Annotated in this window: 15 protein-coding genes and 2 tRNA genes; 4 read left to right on the forward strand and 13 right to left on the reverse strand. The window is 54.0% G+C overall.

Features of this window, described 5'->3' with window-relative positions:
• Window positions 1-17: 17 nt before the first annotated feature.
• Window positions 18-419, reverse strand: a complete 402-nt coding sequence (locus FAZ14_RS16905; RefSeq protein ID WP_235914602.1) for a hypothetical protein — start codon at window positions 417-419, stop codon at window positions 18-20.
• A gap of 90 nt (window positions 420-509) precedes the next feature.
• On the reverse strand, window positions 510-1,988 hold the full coding sequence (gene ilvC, locus FAZ14_RS16910) for a ketol-acid reductoisomerase (protein WP_016943929.1): 1,479 nt from the start codon (window positions 1,986-1,988) through the stop codon (window positions 510-512).
• A gap of 163 nt (window positions 1,989-2,151) precedes the next feature.
• On the opposite strand from ilvC, the gene ilvY reads away from it, so the two are divergent.
• Together ilvY and FAZ14_RS16920 are read left to right on the forward strand one after the other, a co-directional pair.
• Window positions 2,152-3,039 (forward strand): HTH-type transcriptional activator IlvY, encoded by an 888-nt coding sequence (gene ilvY, locus FAZ14_RS16915; RefSeq protein WP_016943928.1) that lies wholly within the window; start codon window positions 2,152-2,154, stop codon window positions 3,037-3,039.
• A complete protein-coding gene (locus FAZ14_RS16920; RefSeq protein WP_050544643.1) occupies window positions 3,039-3,803 on the forward strand; it encodes a lysozyme inhibitor LprI family protein in 765 nt (254 codons plus the stop codon). The genes ilvY and FAZ14_RS16920 overlap by 1 nt, the downstream gene beginning before the upstream one ends.
• A gap of 3 nt (window positions 3,804-3,806) precedes the next feature.
• Here the strand turns inward: FAZ14_RS16920 and FAZ14_RS16925 are convergent, their stop codons facing one another.
• The 8 genes from FAZ14_RS16925 to FAZ14_RS16960 all read right to left on the reverse strand — a co-directional run bounded on the left by FAZ14_RS16925 (window position 3,807) and on the right by FAZ14_RS16960 (window position 12,613).
• The gene (locus FAZ14_RS16925; protein WP_016943926.1) at window positions 3,807-4,547 is read right to left on the reverse strand and encodes a DUF2461 domain-containing protein; all 741 of its coding nucleotides are present in this window, start codon (window positions 4,545-4,547) and stop codon (window positions 3,807-3,809) included.
• A 109-nt stretch (window positions 4,548-4,656) separates the two neighbouring features.
• Window positions 4,657-6,201 carry a threonine ammonia-lyase, biosynthetic gene (gene ilvA, locus FAZ14_RS16930; RefSeq protein ID WP_016943925.1) on the reverse strand — a complete coding sequence of 515 codons (1,545 nt, stop codon included), beginning with the start codon at window positions 6,199-6,201 and terminating at the stop codon, window positions 4,657-4,659.
• Window positions 6,202-6,206: 5 nt separating this feature from the next.
• Window positions 6,207-8,057 carry a dihydroxy-acid dehydratase gene (gene ilvD, locus FAZ14_RS16935; RefSeq protein WP_016943924.1) on the reverse strand — a complete coding sequence of 617 codons (1,851 nt, stop codon included), beginning with the start codon at window positions 8,055-8,057 and terminating at the stop codon, window positions 6,207-6,209.
• Window positions 8,058-8,129: 72 nt separating this feature from the next.
• Window positions 8,130-9,056: a branched-chain-amino-acid transaminase gene (gene ilvE / locus FAZ14_RS16940; protein WP_016943923.1), complete on the reverse strand. Its 927-nt coding sequence runs from the start codon at window positions 9,054-9,056 to the stop codon at window positions 8,130-8,132.
• A 23-nt stretch (window positions 9,057-9,079) separates the two neighbouring features.
• Window positions 9,080-9,337: an acetolactate synthase 2 small subunit gene (gene ilvM / locus FAZ14_RS16945; RefSeq protein WP_012886517.1), complete on the reverse strand. Its 258-nt coding sequence runs from the start codon at window positions 9,335-9,337 to the stop codon at window positions 9,080-9,082.
• Window positions 9,338-9,372: 35 nt separating this feature from the next.
• A complete protein-coding gene (gene ilvG / locus FAZ14_RS16950; protein WP_016943922.1) occupies window positions 9,373-11,019 on the reverse strand; it encodes an acetolactate synthase 2 catalytic subunit in 1,647 nt (548 codons plus the stop codon).
• A gap of 139 nt (window positions 11,020-11,158) precedes the next feature.
• Window positions 11,159-11,257, reverse strand: a complete 99-nt coding sequence (ilvL, locus tag FAZ14_RS16955) for an ilv operon leader peptide (RefSeq protein WP_071526243.1) — start codon at window positions 11,255-11,257, stop codon at window positions 11,159-11,161.
• Between the two features lie 132 nt (window positions 11,258-11,389).
• On the reverse strand, window positions 11,390-12,613 hold the full coding sequence (locus FAZ14_RS16960) for an MFS transporter (protein ID WP_016943921.1): 1,224 nt from the start codon (window positions 12,611-12,613) through the stop codon (window positions 11,390-11,392).
• A gap of 347 nt (window positions 12,614-12,960) precedes the next feature.
• On the opposite strand from FAZ14_RS16960, the gene FAZ14_RS16965 reads away from it, so the two are divergent.
• Window positions 12,961-14,487, forward strand: coding sequence for a YifB family Mg chelatase-like AAA ATPase (locus tag FAZ14_RS16965; protein ID WP_016943920.1), 1,527 nt, complete (start codon window positions 12,961-12,963; stop codon window positions 14,485-14,487).
• 62 nt (window positions 14,488-14,549) lie between these two features.
• On the opposite strand, the gene FAZ14_RS16970 is transcribed toward FAZ14_RS16965, so the two are convergent.
• Window positions 14,550-14,888 (reverse strand): MaoP family protein, encoded by a 339-nt coding sequence (locus FAZ14_RS16970; RefSeq protein WP_016943919.1) that lies wholly within the window; start codon window positions 14,886-14,888, stop codon window positions 14,550-14,552.
• Window positions 14,889-15,008: 120 nt separating this feature from the next.
• Between FAZ14_RS16970 and hdfR the strand changes: the two genes are divergently transcribed.
• A complete protein-coding gene (gene hdfR, locus FAZ14_RS16975) occupies window positions 15,009-15,836 on the forward strand; it encodes an HTH-type transcriptional regulator HdfR (RefSeq protein WP_029456670.1) in 828 nt (275 codons plus the stop codon).
• A gap of 352 nt (window positions 15,837-16,188) precedes the next feature.
• Here the strand turns inward: hdfR and FAZ14_RS16980 are convergent.
• Window positions 16,189-16,264 (reverse strand) — tRNA-Trp (locus tag FAZ14_RS16980).
• An 8-nt stretch (window positions 16,265-16,272) separates the two neighbouring features.
• A tRNA-Asp gene (locus FAZ14_RS16985) sits at window positions 16,273-16,349 on the reverse strand.
• Window positions 16,350-16,487 lie beyond the last annotated feature (138 nt).

Below are 16,487 nucleotides of genomic sequence, written 5' to 3' on the forward strand. Positions count from 1 at the left end.
CAGCGCATCGGGCCGTATTATGGGTGGGTCACGGTAATGCGGGTTTTCAGTGTGTCATAGCCGTCATGAAGGCGAACACGGTTATCCAACCGGTACACATCGCCAGTCAGGTTAATCACCAGTACACCCTCTTGCATACGGATATCGGCGTCACGGCTATTGGTCTTCAGAACCTCTTTGGCCTCCCCACCATTCACGCTGACGGTATACCGATAGACATCCCCTGCCATGGCACCACCACTCCCCAGCTCCAGCAGATTCACCGTCACGTTGTTTTCAAGCCGGTATTGCCGTATCAACGTGTAATCGTCACCTGCCCCATAGAGAAAGGCCACCAGCATCACGGCCACGCCGACCATAGCAATACCGACTCTCCTTGAGGATAAAGAGAACGTCTTCGCTATTTTTATGTCCTGCATCGCTCATCCCTGCCCTACATTGTGAATTGAGTGCAAAAAAAACGGGGCGCAATCTGCGCCCCGCTCTCAGGAGGAAAGGTCCCGATGACCTTAGCCAGCGACCGCAATACGTTTCATATCGGTCATGTAGCCACGCAGTTTCTTACCCACAACCTCGATCGGGTGGTTGCGGATAGCTTCGTTCACATCACGCAGTTGCGCGTTGTCCACGCTGGTCGCTGCGACCGGTTTGCCCAGATCACCCGGCTGCAGGCTGTCCATGAACGCGCCTTTCAGCAACGGCACCGCCGCGTTGGCGAACAGGTAGTTACCGTACTCAGCGGTATCGGAAATCACCACGTTCATTTCATACAGACGCTTACGAGCGATGGTGTTAGCAATCAACGGCAGTTCGTGCAGTGATTCGTAGTAAGCAGATTCTTCGATGATACCCGAGCTGACCATGGTTTCGAATGCCAGTTCTACACCCGCTTTTACCATCGCGATCATCAACACGCCGTTGTCGAAGTATTCCTGCTCAGCGATCTTACCTTCAAACTGCGGCGCGTTTTCAAACGCAGTTTTACCGGTTTCTTCACGCCAGGTCAGCAGTTTCACATCGTCGTTAGCCCAGTCAGCCATCATGCCGCTGGAGAATGCGCCGGAGATGATGTCGTCCATGTGTTTCTGGAACAACGGCGCCATAATGCCTTTCAACTGCTCAGACAGCGCGAACGCACGCAGCTTGGCCGGGTTGGACAGACGATCCATCATCAGGGTAATACCGCCCTGCTTCAGTGCTTCGGTGATGGTTTCCCAACCGAACTGGATCAGTTTTTCCGCGTAAGCCGGATCAACGCCGTCAGCAACCAGCTTGTCGAAGCTCAGCAGAGAACCAGCCTGCAACATGCCACACAGAATCGTCTGCTCGCCCATCAGGTCAGATTTCACTTCCGCCACGAAAGAAGACTCCAGCACGCCCGCACGGTGACCGCCGGTTGCAGCCGCCCACGCCTTGGCGATCGCCATACCTTCACCTTTCGGGTCATTTTCCGGGTGAACAGCGATAAGCGTCGGTACACCGAAACCACGTTTGTACTCTTCGCGTACTTCGGTACCCGGGCACTTCGGCGCAACCATCACCACGGTCAGGTCTTTACGAACCTGCTCGCCCACTTCAACGATGTTGAAACCGTGGGAATAACCCAGCGCAGCGCCTTGCTTCATCAACGGTTGTACCGCCTGTACCACAGCAGAATGCTGTTTGTCCGGCGTCAGGTTAACCACCAGATCCGCCTGCGGGATCAGTTCTTCATAGGTGCCGACTTTAAAGCCGTTTTCGGTCGCTTTGCGCCATGAAGCACGTTTTTCAGCAATGGCTTCAGCACGCAGCGCATAGGCGATATCCAGACCGGAATCGCGCATGTTCAACCCCTGGTTCAGCCCCTGCGCGCCACACCCCACGATGACCACTTTCTTGCCTTTCAGGTAGCTGGCTTCATCCGCGAATTCGTCACGGCCCATGAAACGGCATTTGCCTAATTGCGCCAGCTGCTGACGCAGGTTCAGTGTATTGAAGTAATTGGCCATGAGGCGTGCTCCATTTGATATTGTGTTTGCTTTATGTGCGGGACAGCGATAAGTACCGCCATCAGAATGTCATTATCATATGACAGGAAATACATTGCTTAAATTGATATATTAACAACGTCATATTGCAAGATTTGCAACACTAAAACGAGACACAGCGCGCATGGACTTACGGGACCTGAAACTCTTTTTGCATCTGGTGGAAAGCCGCCACTTCGGCCGCACCGCCAAGGCGATGCATATCAGCCCCTCCACGCTGTCGCGCCAGATTCAGCGGCTGGAAGAGGACATTGGTCAGGCGCTGTTTCTGCGCGATAACCGCACCGTGCGCCTGACCGATGCCGGTGAACACCTGAAAACCTTTGCCCAGCAAACCCTGTTGCAATACCAGCAATTACGCCTGATTTTACAACAGCAGGGTCAGTCGCTCAGCGGTGAGCTACGGCTGTTTTGCTCCGTCACCGCCGCGTATAGCCACTTGCCGCCGATCCTCGACCGTTTCCGAGCCAGGCACCCATTGGTGGAAATCAAACTGACCACGGGGGATGCCGCTGACGCGCTGGATAAAGTGCAATCCAACGAAGCGGACCTCGGTATTGCCGGCCGCCCGGAAACGCTGCCAGCCAGTGTGGATTTCATGCCTATCGGCAAGGTCCCGCTGGTATTGATCATTCCGGCGTTACCGTGCCCGGTGCAAACACAGGCGTTGCAGCCGCACCCGGACTGGTCGCAAATCCCGTTTATCCTGCCAGAACACGGTCCGGTGAGGAAAAGAATCGATGTCTGGTTCCGTCGTCAACACATTACCAATCCACCTATTTATGCGACCGTCTCCGGCCATGAAGCGATGGTATCGATGGTGGCGCTAGGCTGCGGTATCGCCTTGATCCCTGATGTGGTACTTGAAAACAGCCCGGAACCGGTGCGTAATCGGGTATCCGTATTAGAAGCACAAGCGATGGAACCATTCGAACTGGGTGTCTGCGTACAGAGAACACATCTTGGCACCCCGTTGATTGCAGCATTTTGGGAAACCTTACAGGAAAAATAATGAAACGATTGCTCGCTACATGGCTGCTGCCTCTGGCTGTGGGGTGCGTTGTGCTGCCGTCGCTGGCCGCCAGCTTTCCCTGCCAACAGGCCAGTTCGGCGCAGGAGAAGTTGATTTGCCAGACACCCGCGCTCAGTCAGCTGGACGACGAACTGGCGAAAGAGTGGCAGAAATCGCGCGCATTTCTCACCGGTAACGCAGAGCGTGTCGCACAGGATAAAATCCTGACGCAGTTCCAGCGCAGTTGGCTGTCCAGCCGGAATACCTGTCGGGATGAAGAGTGCCTGCGTCAGAGCTACCAACAGCAACTTAGTCGCCTGCGCTACCTCAACGACGTCACGCTGCACACCCTGCCGGATCCGATCGCCCGGCCGCGCCACAACAGCTGCTTTGACGGCGACTACAGCTACGAGTATTACCTGCAACTCCCGGCACAGGAGTACGACGAGTTGAGCGATTACTTCAAAGAGATGTATGACCAGAAAGCGCCATACCATCTGGTCAACGTCACGCTGAATACCGGAGACAGTGATATTACCGGCAATGGCTCGGTGGCCTTTCGCTATGCGACCAAACTCGATGACATCACACTCAGCGCCCGCCAGATGACCGATACCCAGGCGATTGGCCAGACGGAGAGCAGCTTCGGCGGGCAGAAAAAACTGCTGTTGACCTGCGTGGATAACCGGCAGTTGCAAATCACCGTGTTTGACGCCGCCGGTGAAAGCTACCTGTTTGATTATTTGATGAGCCGGGGAAAATAACCCTCAGCGGCTAAACCACTTCTCATCCAAAAAGGCGGGGCTGACCTTTTCAGGCTCCGCCGCTTTCTTCATCGCCTCAATTTTCATCAGGTAATGGTACAGCGGCTCCAGCCGGGTAAAGCCTTTCGCCAGCAGCGGCACCAATTCACCACTAAACAACGGTTCCTGATCCTGCCGGGTGGTCATCACCGCAAACGATTTACGATTGTACCAGTGTGCCAGTTCTGCGGGCTGTTCCTTAACCAACGGTCGTTTATAACTCTCCCCCACCAGCTCAAACTCGCGCCCCAGACACGCCGCCACCTCCAGAAAACCCTGCGGATTATCACGCAGCGTTTGCCGAAACAGCTCCATCGTGGTGCGGCTGGCGCTGTAATACCCCAGCCCGTAACTCCAGTCGGTCGGTGTTAGCTCGAAAAAATAGACCGGTGCGTCGGTCCAATCTTTATGGGTGCGTTTAAAAGTGAACCACATCTTGTCACGATAGCGCGATTTATCATGGGAAAAGCGGGTGTCGCGATGAATGCGGGATAACGTTTTGCCTACCGCCGGTTTGGTTTCGAAATGATCGTCAATCTGCAACATAGGGATAGACAGCGAGTCTACCAGCGAGCGAAACGGCGTCAGTAACTGATCGTTATACTCCTGCCGGTGATCTTCAAACCATTCTTTGCTGTCCTGCTGGCGTACCCGCTGCAAAAACGTCAGCGTCTGCGGTGAGAAGCCGTTGAATCCCGTAGCCATGATGTGATGTCCTTGACAGATAGAGGGTCAAGCCTACCGCAACAGGTTATAAAATAAAATGCGCCCGGCGGCATAACACCGTCGGGCGCAGTCATCAGGCTAACCGGTGTTAACCTTGCAGGAAGAAACGAAACGCCGGGTTCTGCGTTTCATCATGGCACTCATACCCCAGTGCCTGCAGATGTTGCTCGAATGCCGGGTCGTGTTCCGTGCGTTCAAACGCTGCCAGCACCCGGCCAAAATCGGTGCCGTGGCTGCGGTAATGGAACAGCGAGATATTCCAGTGCGTACCCAGCGTATTGAGGAACTTCAGCAACGCCCCCGGCGATTCGGGGAATTCGAAGCTGTACAACCGCTCCTTCAAGGGTTTGGACGGCCTGCCACCGACCATATAACGCACATGCAGCTTCGCCATCTCGTCGTCAGACAGATCCACCACCTGATACCCACCCGCCTGCAATTCCGTCAGGATTTCATGACGTTCCGCATTGCCACGCGTCAGTCGCACACCGACAAAAATACAGGCGTTGTCGGCATTCGCGTAACGGTAGTTAAACTCAGTGACAGAACGCCCACCAAGCAACTGACAGAACTTCAGGAAGCTACCTTTCTGTTCCGGAATCGTCACCGCCATCAACGCTTCACGCTGTTCACCCAGCTCACAACGCTCGGAAACGTAACGCAACCCGTGAAAGTTGACGTTAGCGCCGGACAAAATGTGTGCCAGCCGTTCGCCCTGGATGTTGTGCTGCTGGATGTATTTTTTCATCCCAGCCAGCGCCAGCGCCCCGGACGGCTCGGCAATCGCCCGCACATCCTCGAACAGGTCTTTGACCGCCGCACAGATGGCGTCGCTGTCGACGGTAATCACATCGTCCAGATACTCCCGGCACAAGCGGAAGGTTTCGTTACCGATGCGTTTTACCGCCACCCCTTCGGCAAACAGCCCGACGCGCGGCAAATCCACCGGCTGACCGGCATCCAACGCCGCTCGCAGGCAGGCGGAATCCTCCGCTTCAACCCCGATAACCTGGATCTGCGGCATCAACTGTTTGATCAATACCGCCACCCCTGCCGCCAGACCACCACCACCGACCGGCACGAAAACGCGATCGAGATGGGCATCCTGCTGCAACAGCTCCATCGCCAGCGTTCCCTGCCCGGCGATCACCGCCGGGTGGTCAAACGGCGGCACAAACGTCATGTGCTGCTGTTGCGACAGTTCAATGGCTTTGGCTTTGGCCTCATCAAAGTTGGCGCCATGCAATAACACCTCGCCACCAAAATCGCGCACCGCATCGACCTTGATGTCCGCAGTGGCGACCGGCATCACGATCAACGCCCGAATACCGAGACGGCTGGCCGACAGCGCCACGCCTTGTGCATGGTTACCGGCAGATGCCGTCACCACACCGTGCGATTTCTGCTCGTCAGTCAGCCCCGCCATCATGGCGTACGCACCGCGCAGCTTGAAGCTATGCACTGCCTGGCGATCCTCTCGCTTGACCAGAATGACATTACCCAGCCGCGAGGAGAGTTTATCCATCCGTTCCAGCGGCGTAACTTGCGCCACTTCGTACACCGGCGCACGCAATACCGCGCGCAAATACTCTGCTCCGCCGGGTTCGGCAGGAAGAGGGAGTGATACTGCCATGGCGTTTAGCCCCCCAGCTTGCTCTTGTCCCGCACCGCGCCTTTATCCGCACTGGTCGCCAAGCTGGCGTAAGCGCGCAGCGCAAAGGAAACCTGCCGGTCACGGTTTTTCGGCGTCCAGGCAGCAGCACCACGAGCCAGCTCTTGCTCACGACGGCGGGCCAGTTCGTCATCGCTGACTTCCAGCGCGATACCGCGTTTGGGAATATCGATAGCGATCATGTCACCATCCTGCACCAGACCGATGGTACCGCCACTGGCCGCTTCCGGCGACGCGTGGCCGATAGACAAACCGGAAGTACCGCCGGAGAAGCGGCCATCGGTGATCAACGCACAGGCTTTACCCAATCCCATTGATTTCAGGAAGCTGGTCGGATAGAGCATTTCCTGCATGCCAGGACCGCCTTTCGGGCCTTCGTAGCGAATCACCACCACGTCGCCTGCCTGAACCTGACCACCCAGAATCGCTTCCACGGCATCATCCTGGCTTTCATATACCTTGGCCGGGCCGCGGAATACCAAGCTGCCTTCGTCTACACCAGCCGTTTTCACAATACAGCCGTCTTGCGCCAGATTGCCGTACAACACCGCCAGCCCACCATCCTGACTGTACGCATGTTCGCGAGAACGAATACAGCCTTCTTGACGGTCGGTATCCAGCGAATCCCAACGGCAATCCTGCGAAAACGCCTGCGTGGTACGAATGCCAGCCGGACCGGCGGCAAACATCTTTTTCACCGCCTCATCCTGTGTGAGCATCACGTCATAGGCAGACAGTGTTTCCGGCAGGGTCAGACCCAATACGTTCTTCACGTTTTTATTCAGTAACCCAGCGCGATCCAGCTCGCCCAGAATGCCAATCACGCCGCCAGCGCGGTGCACATCTTCCATGTGGTATTTCTGGGTGCTCGGCGCTACCTTGCACAGGTGCGGCACCTGACGTGACAGACGGTCAATATCCTCCATAGTGAAATCCACTTCACCTTCCTGCGCTGCCGCCAACAGGTGCAGTACCGTATTGGTAGAACCGCCCATTGCGATATCCAGCGTCATGGCGTTTTCAAACGCGGCTTTAGAGGCAATGTTACGCGGCAACACGCTGTCGTCATCCTGCTCGTAATACTGTTTCGCCAGACCGACAATGCGCTTACCAGCATTGATAAACAGCGCTTTGCGATCAGCATGGGTGGCCAGCAGTGAGCCGTTACCCGGCTGAGACAGCCCCAGCGCTTCGGTCAGGCAGTTCATCGAGTTGGCGGTGAACATACCGGAACAGGAGCCACAGGTCGGGCACGCGGAACGTTCAATCTGAGCACTGTCTTCATCGCTGACTTTCGGGTTCGCCCCTTGAATCATGGCATCGATCAAATCCAGCTTGATGATTTTGTCAGACAGTTTGGTTTTCCCGGCCTCCATCGGGCCGCCGGAAACGAAAATCACCGGAATGTTCAGGCGCAGCGACGCCATCAGCATCCCTGGGGTGATCTTGTCGCAGTTAGAGATACAGACCATGGCATCCGCACAGTGCGCGTTAACCATGTACTCCACCGAGTCAGCGATTAACTCGCGGGACGGCAGAGAGTAGAGCATACCGCCATGCCCCATCGCGATACCGTCATCAACCGCGATGGTGTTGAATTCTTTGGCAACGCCACCGGCCGCTTCAATCTGCTCAGCGACCAGTTTGCCCAGATCGCGCAAATGAACGTGTCCGGGGACGAATTGGGTGAACGAGTTCACTACTGCGATGATTGGCTTGCCGAAATCGGCATCGGTCATCCCTGTCGCGCGCCACAGGGCTCTCGCTCCAGCCATGTTACGACCATGCGTGGTGGTGGCTGAACGGTACTTAGGCATACTCTGATTACTCCAGTTTAAGCAGATAGCCGGTGGCATACAGCCACCGGAAAAAAGTCAGTCATTGTTCGATTAACGGTTTACCGGATCCAGCCAACCCCATTTGTCCTGGGTCTCGCCGGTAAACAGGCCAAAAAACGCCTGTTGCAGTTGTTTGGTGACAGGGCCGCACTTACCAATACCGACCTGAATACCGTCCACGCTGCGAACCGGAGTAATTTCCGCCGCGGTGCCGGACATAAAGACTTCATCGGCCAGATACAGCGACTCACGGGACAATACCTGCTCGCGGACTTCAAACCCTTTGTCCTTCGCCAGCTTGATAATGGCATCGCGGGTAATACCCGGCAGCGCCGCAGAGGTAAACGGCGGGGTGAAAATCACACCGTCTTTCACTTCAAACAGGTTTTCACCGGCACCCTCAGACACGTAGCCATTCACATCCAGCGCGATCCCTTCCTGATAGCCATGTCGGCGCGCTTCGCTGCCGACCAACAGGGAAGACAGGTAGTTACCACCAGCTTTGGCAGCGGTCGGAATGGTATTGGCCGCGACGCGGTTCCAGGACGACACCATCGCGTCGATCCCCTGATCCAACGCTTCTTCGCCCAGATACGCGCCCCACGGGAACGCAGCAATGATCACATCGGTATTGTAGCCTGCTGGCGGATTGACCCCCATGCCCACATCGCCAACAAACACCAAAGGACGAATATAAGCGCTGGTCAGGTTATTGCGACGCAGTGTTTCACGGCAGGCTTCCATCAGCTCATCAATGCTGTAGGAGAGCGGCATACGATAAATTTTGGCGGAATCATGCAAACGCTGCATGTGTTCGCGGTGACGAAACACCACTGGACCTTTATGGGAATTGTAGCAACGCACCCCTTCAAACACTGACGTACCGTAGTGCAAAGCGTGGGACATCACGTGAACTTTGGCATCCGCCCAGGGAACCATCTCGCCATTGAACCAGATATAGTCTGCTTTCTTCGTCATTATTGCTTTCCTTACCGATGCCATCAGGCACGTATTTGTTGTGATGTGAGCGGCTGGATCTCCACACAGGCGATGTCCAGCAGTTTGCTTAATTGGGTTGACAATAAATCCACTGACCGGTGGCTGGCAACGGTCATGTCTATCTGCACGTGATCGTCATTGTGACCCTGCGTCATGTTCATGGCGCACACCTGAAAGCCACGGTGACGGGTCACACGTAATACGCGTTCCAGAACTTCCGGGCGATAGCGAGCCTGAATGGAAAGCTGATGATGTGTCATGGGAAAGTCTCCTGCCATTATTCTGTCTTATCGAATTATTCTGTCTTATCCAACATGGTTTCATTACCGGCACCAGGCGGCACCAGTGGCCAGACATTCTCATTCTCGTCGATGGAAACATGCAGCAGGTAAGGGCCTTCGCTGTTGAGCAGCGCATCCAGGGCAGAGTCAATCTGGTCTTTACGGGTGATATGCTGGCCGGGAATGCCGAAAGCGCTGGCCAGCATCAAAAAATCGGGGTTATCGGAGAGGTTGGTTTCGCTGTAACGCTCGTCAAAAAACAGTTGTTGCCATTGTCGAACCATCCCCAGTCGCTGATTATCCAGCAAGACTATCTTCAACGGCAGGCGTTTTCGTTTGATGGTGCCGAGCTCCTGCACATTCATCATGAAAGAGCCGTCACCGGAAATACAGATAACGGTATTGTCAGGACGTGCCACCTGCGCCCCCACCGCTGCTGGCACCCCAAATCCCATCGTGCCAAGTCCGCTTGAGGTGATGAAATTTTCCGGTCGGCTGAAGTGCATATGCTGCGCGGCCCACATTTGATGCTGACCCACATCGGTGGTCACCACCGTTTCAGCAGGCATGCGATCCGCCAGCGTACGCAGTAATGCCGGTGCATAGATAGCCTCGCCAGGATGATCATAACGCCAGGTATATTCGGCTTTCATCATCGCGGCATGCTGACGCCACTCAACAATATTGAGCGGCTGCTGCAATGCGGGCAACAGTTGGTTCAGATCGCCACGCAGCGCCACGTGCGCTTGTCGCAGCTTGTTCAGTTCAGCCGGGTCGATATCCATGTGGATAACACTGGCATGCGGCGCAAACGCGCTCAGCTTACCGGTCACGCGATCATCAAAACGGGCACCAACCGCGATCAACAAATCGCATTCCTGCACCAGCAGGTTAGCCGCTTGCGTGCCGTGCATACCGATCATACCAAGATAGTAAGGGTAGTCTTTCTCTACTGCCCCCAACCCTTTGAGGGTCACCACTGCTGGAACCCGAGTGGTCTCAATAAAGGTGCGCAATGCCGGAACCGCCTGCGCCATTCCCACACCGCCGCCCACATACAGCACGGGTTTTTTCGCCTGCGCCAGCATCGCTCGCGCCTCTGTCACCTGCTGGATGGAAAACGGCATCACGTCATCCACCGGCATAAAACAAGGCGAAAAATCCCCCTGCGCCAGTTGAATGTCCTTGGGAATATCAATCAGAACCGGACCGGGACGCCCGCTACGGGCTACAGCAAAGGCTTCTGCCATGATTTCCGGTAATGACTCGATAGAATCAACCAGAAAGCTATGCTTGGTGCAGGCCAGAGACAGACCCAACACATCGATTTCCTGAAAAGCGTCCGTTCCGATCAGCGCCGAGCCAACCTGACCGGTAATGGCCACAATAGGGACCGAATCCAGTAGTGCGTCTGCCAGACCCGTGATCAGGTTGGTCGCGCCGGGACCGGATGTCGCGATACACACCCCGACGTTACCGGTAGAGCGGGCATAACCAATCGCGGCCATCGCAGCCCCTTGTTCATGGCGACAGAGCAGGTGTTCCACGCCGCCATCATACAATGCATCGTAGACCGGCATGATCGCGCCACCAGGATAACCGAAAACAGTCTCCACTCCCTGCGCCCTCAACGCTTGTACCACCCACTGCGCACCATTCATAGTTATTTCCCCGACTCTGTCTGAGGAAAACAGGATTTTATGCTACTCAGCATTATCTGCTCCCTTATTGCCATTATCGGCCCATAAAAAAACCCCCGACCTTTCGGTGCGGGGGTTTTCTTGAATTCGGCCTTGATTTTTAAGCCATTCTTCGTCCAAGTGCTGCCCCGCACGGTGGGATAATAATCACCACCACGCTAATCACGACTAGGCTAATCACTAGGTTGAAGGCTTTCATTTCAGGTTGTTCATTAATCTACTGTCGAACGAATACCTACAGAGTTATCACAGCAAGCCACACTGTGACAACTCTTTTTTTCCATGTGCTGTGGGCGACAATCGTTCCTCACATTACAAAACAGCTTATTATTCATACATTAACCTGCGTCGTACCCACGCCGTGTTTTTTTGCTGACCAACTGTTATCCGCGAATGCCGCCAGCACCGCAATCACAATCGCGACCACACCTGCAACGCTCGCCATCGCCAGCCCATAATTATGGTTATGTGATTCGGCAATGCTCGCCTGTAGCGTGGCATTGACTGAGGCAATCAGGTTACCGAGCTGGTAGACAAAACCAGGGAGTACCGCCCGTGTGTTACTCGGCACCAGCTCGTTCAGGAAGGTTGGGATTACCCCCCAGGCCCCCTGCACCATAAACTGTATTAAAAATGCCCCCAGCCCCAGCATCCAAGGCCCATGAGAGAACGCCCACAGCGGGATAACCGGCAACGCGAGTAATGCAGCGGTCATAATCGCCTTCTTCCGACCGATACGCTCCGATAACGTCCCAAAAAAGATACCACCGATAATCGAAGCAATATTGTAGCTAATGGCGATCATACTGACGGTTTTCGCATCAAAACCGTGCTGAATTTTTAAAAATGACGGATACAGGTCCTGTGTGCCATGGCTGAAAAAATTGAACGATGCCATTAACACCACCAGATAGACGCAGAGCTTCCAATGTGTTTTCAACACCGGCAGCAATGCGGTGCTTTCCTTGCGCACCCTTGCAGCCCGCCATACCGGTGATTCTTCCACACAGAAATAGATAAACGGCAACAACAGGATAGGAAGCGCGCCAATGATAAACATGCCACGCCAGCCGACATGGTCAAACAGCAGTCCGTAAACGACTGCAGCCAGTAAATAACCAAAAGGGTAACCCGCCTGGAAAATACCGGACATCAGCCCACGCGAACGGTCTGGAATGGTCTCCATCGCCAGTGACGATGCGACCCCCCAAATCCCCCCCATCGCCACGCCATACAGCACCCTCAACAGCAGAAATACGGTGATATTCGGTGCCGAGGCGGATAACAGCTCAAACAGGGAGAACATCACGATGTTCAGCATTAAAATTGGCTTGCGGCCAAACTTTTCCGCCAGCCGCCCCAGTAACAATGCACCGACAGGCCGAACAGCCAGCGTTAACAAAATGGCCAGCGTCACCTGCTCGATGTTGACCGAAAAAGCGTGGGCCAGTTCGCTAAGCAGAAAAACCAGAATGAAGAAATCAAATGCATCCAGCGCCCAGCTCAAAAAGCTGGCAATCGCGGCATTACGCTGCAGAGGAGTCCAACCAAACATAATTTTATCCTGTCCTGTAGTAGAGACACTCGCATGTCTCAGCAGGCTGAACGGCAGGTGATGCCGCAGTCGGTGAGGCGATGTAAAAATCGCAGGCAATAATTTAAATAATTGTTAAATACGCCCATCACGACCATTGAGCAATGCTATAAGCGGTATAAATCTGTTGCGAACCCAGCCACCTTGTAACCTTTTATTAACAACATCCGGAAGCATGCACACAATTTCATGAATTCCGCCTGAGAAAGCAGATTGTTTTCTGACGATGACTCGCATCGTGGCGACATCAACCGTGTGCTAACACGCTCAGACAGGCATGATGCCCACGCCACAGGGAGGAGTAAGTCATGACACTGGCAGTGACCTATACGCGAGCAACCATCGGTATGCAGGCACCGGAAGTCTCAATTGAAGTACACATCAGCAACGGTTTGCCGGCACTCACGCTGGTCGGTTTACCGGAAACGACGGTCAAAGAAGCACGAGACCGAGTACGCAGCGCGCTAATCAACAGCGGCTTTACCTTTCCAGCCAAACGGATCACCGTCAATCTGGCTCCAGCAGATCTGCCGAAAGAAGGGGGACGTTATGACCTTCCTATCGCGCTAGCCATTCTGGCAGCCTCTGAGCAAATTGCTGGCGAGAAACTCGCACAATATGAGTTCCTCGGTGAACTTGGGCTATCAGGTAGCCTGAGGGGCGTTCATGGCGCGATTCCTGCAGCCATGGAGGCGCAAAAGGCAGGGAGGGGATTAATCCTGCCGGAAGACAACAAACTGGAAATGACCCTGATTCCCCACGGAGATACGCTACTGGCAAATCACCTGCTACACGTTTGTGCTTTTCTGCAAGGAGAGACCGCCTTGTTGCGTGGTAGCGAGATCCCTCACACCATATCCCCCCATACCTCAGCGCCAGACCTGAAAGAAATCATTGGCCAGGAACAAGCGAAACGTGCATTGGAAATCGCGGCGGCAGGCGGACACAATTTGCTATTACTCGGCCCACCAGGAACCGGCAAAACGATGCTGGCCAGCCGCCTGCCCGGTTTACTGCCAGAGCTTAATGACGATGAAGCACTGGAAAGTGCAGCCATCAATAGCCTGATTGATATTCAGCCGGGTCTGTCGCAATGGCGCAAAAGACCATTCCGTTCCCCCCACCATACCGCATCCATTACCGCCCTGGTCGGCGGTGGTGTGTTACCTAAGCCAGGAGAGATTTCACTGGCACACAATGGCGTATTGTTTCTGGATGAACTGCCTGAATTTGAACGGCGAGTGCTGGACTCACTGCGAGAACCGTTGGAGTCAGGAGAAATAGTGATTTCTCGCACTCGTGCCAAGGTGTGTTATCCCGCACGCTTTCAGTTAGTCGCCGCCATGAACCCCAGCCCATCAGGGCACTATCAAGGCATCCATAACCGTATGCCAGCACAACAAATTCTGCGCTATCTCAACAGGCTCTCCGGCCCTTTTCTCGATCGTTTTGATTTATCTATTGAGGTGCCATTGCTACCACCAGGGATTCTCCGACAACAGACACGTATCGGGGAAGACAGCGCTACTGTGAGGGCTCGGGTATTTGACGCCAGAAAACGGCAACTGGATCGCGTTGGCAGAATCAACGCACAAATGAAATCGGATGATATCGCCAGTTACTGCCGACTAAACCATGAAGACGCCACCTATCTGGAAGAGGTGATGAGCAAGTTAGGATTATCAGTCAGGGCCTGGCATCGGATCCTAAAGGTTTCACGTACGATTGCGGATCTGGGGGGAGAAGAGCAGATACGTCGCGCTCACTTATCTGAAGCACTCAGTTATCGCTGTATGGACCGTCTGTTAATTCAACTACACAAAAGCCTGGCATGAACCGGCTCTTGCTTTCGGCAGCAACCGACAGAAATGAAAATGGGGCCAGAGCCCCATTCAAGTTAATCATCGCTTTCCGTGTACTCTTCCACCGTGTCCATTTGCGGTTTACCGCCAGACAGCGTATGGAAGCGTTTAGGACGACGAATACGACTGATATACTTCGCCCAGATTTTTTCCAGTTCGGTCTGTGCAGCACGTTCACCACGGCATACTGCGACAAACTGGGTCTCTTCTTCCGTCACCGGATGACGTTTGCCCGAATCAAGTTCGTTAAATGCATGTCCATAGCGTTCCAGCAGTTGAGCTTCTTTAATCGTAAAGTCACCATGCCGGGAAAAACCACGTGGATAGAATTTGTTATCAAAAAAACGACTGGTTGTTGAGAAGCTTTCCGCCATCTTACACGCTCCTAATTCTCATATGGTCGTGCCGTTTATGGCGCGGAGTATTAGATAGGCTTGACTTCCTGTAAAACAAAACATTTAAATCATGACGACAAAATTTTTTTGGAGAAAAGCATGGATACCGACTTACTGAAAACCTTTCTGGAAGTCAGCCGGACAAGACACTTCGGTCGGGCAGCTGAATCTTTGTATCTGACACAGTCAGCAGTGAGTTTCCGTATCAGACAACTGGAAAATCAACTCGGTGCTAATTTGTTCACTCGGCACCGTAACAATATTCGCCTGACACCCGCAGGTGAGCGCTTGCTGCCTTATGCGGAAAACCTGATCGGTACCTGGCAAATCGCTAAAAAGGAAGTCGCTCGCTCTCAGCAACATAGCCAGCTGTCCATCGGCGCGACTGCATCGCTTTGGGAAGCCTTCCTGACACCCTGGTTAAATGAGCTCTACCAGCAGCGTCCATTGCTACAACTGGAGGCCAGAATTGCACTGCGACAAACGCTAATTAAGCAACTCCATGAACGTCAGCTAGATTTACTGATAACCACCGAATCGCCGAAGATGGACGAGCTTTCCTGCCAGATATTAGGTAATTTCTCCTTGTCGTTATTTGCTCCTGCCAACAATACACCAACCGAAGAGCGCCCCTATATCAGACTGGAATGGGGGGCGGATTTCCATCAATATGAAACCCCTTGGCTACCTGGCGATCAGGTGCCGTCACTCACCACATCCTCCGCACATCTGACACGCCAGTTAATGTCAGCCATTGGCGGATGCGCATTTTTACCGAGTGAATGGTCCCAGAGTTATCCCGAGCTTCTTGTGATTCCCGAAGCGAATACAATAGTTCGACCTTGCTATGCTGTCTGGCTTGAAAATGGCGACCAACAGGAACTGATTAAACAGTTACTGAAAACCCCACTGAATATAGCTTGTTAAAGCAGTATCTGGCACACGATGCGATCTACCTGAAAGTCCTTGTGGCTTTCGGATGATCGGCTGCTGCGGGCTATTAATAATCGTCTCAAGTCACTATATTGTTATTCGTCACAGACAGATGGTCGGTGAGGAATCCGCCATTATATCCCTTCCCCTCTGCCGTTCTGTTCCTACATAAAACACGGCGCTAGCGACGTATGCTTGTGGAATTGCTTAAAGACCCGTCCTGGCTTGATAAATCCAAAGGACGGTGAGGATGTTCTTATCAACGGAAAAAGCACGGAATGGAAAAATCAGGGATCGACAGATTAAAAAAAACCCTTCACGTTAACGTGAAGGGCTATTTTTGGTTTGGCAGGGGCGGAGAGGCTCGAACTCCCAACACCCGGTTTTGGAGACCGGTGCTCTACCAATTGAACTACGCCCCTAAATAGGGTGGCGGTGCGGACGGGACTCGAACCCGCGACCCCCGGCGTGACAGGCCGGTATTCTAACCGACTGAACTACCGCACCACCGATTCTGTATGTTATCAGAGGAGTCAATCCGATAACCGGTGTCTTACTTACACCACAATTTGATGCCTGGCAGTTCCCTACTCTCGCATGGGGAGACCCCACACTACCATCGGCGCTACGGCGTTTCACTTCTGA

It is taken from the genome of Dickeya oryzae, assembly GCF_009372235.1.
GTDB lineage: Bacteria > Pseudomonadota > Gammaproteobacteria > Enterobacterales > Enterobacteriaceae > Dickeya > Dickeya oryzae.

Excerpts from the sequence above, each read along its gene's own strand:
- FAZ14_RS16905 (WP_235914602.1), bottom strand. The coding sequence starts at position 419 with ATGCAGGACATAAAAATAGCGAAGACGTTCTCTTTATCCTCAAGGAGA.
- ilvC (WP_016943929.1), bottom strand. The coding sequence starts at position 1,988 with ATGGCCAATTACTTCAATACACTGAACCTGCGTCAGCAGCTGGCGCAA.
- ilvY (WP_016943928.1), top strand. The coding sequence starts at position 2,152 with ATGGACTTACGGGACCTGAAACTCTTTTTGCATCTGGTGGAAAGCCGC.
- FAZ14_RS16920 (WP_050544643.1), top strand. The coding sequence starts at position 3,039 with ATGAAACGATTGCTCGCTACATGGCTGCTGCCTCTGGCTGTGGGGTGC.
- FAZ14_RS16925 (WP_016943926.1), bottom strand. The coding sequence starts at position 4,547 with ATGGCTACGGGATTCAACGGCTTCTCACCGCAGACGCTGACGTTTTTG.
- ilvA (WP_016943925.1), bottom strand. The coding sequence starts at position 6,201 with ATGGCAGTATCACTCCCTCTTCCTGCCGAACCCGGCGGAGCAGAGTAT.
- ilvD (WP_016943924.1), bottom strand. The coding sequence starts at position 8,057 with ATGCCTAAGTACCGTTCAGCCACCACCACGCATGGTCGTAACATGGCT.
- ilvE (WP_016943923.1), bottom strand. The coding sequence starts at position 9,056 with ATGACGAAGAAAGCAGACTATATCTGGTTCAATGGCGAGATGGTTCCC.
- ilvM (WP_012886517.1), bottom strand. The coding sequence starts at position 9,337 with ATGACACATCATCAGCTTTCCATTCAGGCTCGCTATCGCCCGGAAGTT.
- ilvG (WP_016943922.1), bottom strand. The coding sequence starts at position 11,019 with ATGAATGGTGCGCAGTGGGTGGTACAAGCGTTGAGGGCGCAGGGAGTG.
- ilvL (WP_071526243.1), bottom strand. The coding sequence starts at position 11,257 with ATGAAAGCCTTCAACCTAGTGATTAGCCTAGTCGTGATTAGCGTGGTG.
- FAZ14_RS16960 (WP_016943921.1), bottom strand. The coding sequence starts at position 12,613 with ATGTTTGGTTGGACTCCTCTGCAGCGTAATGCCGCGATTGCCAGCTTT.
- FAZ14_RS16965 (WP_016943920.1), top strand. The coding sequence starts at position 12,961 with ATGACACTGGCAGTGACCTATACGCGAGCAACCATCGGTATGCAGGCA.
- FAZ14_RS16970 (WP_016943919.1), bottom strand. The coding sequence starts at position 14,888 with ATGGCGGAAAGCTTCTCAACAACCAGTCGTTTTTTTGATAACAAATTC.
- hdfR (WP_029456670.1), top strand. The coding sequence starts at position 15,009 with ATGGATACCGACTTACTGAAAACCTTTCTGGAAGTCAGCCGGACAAGA.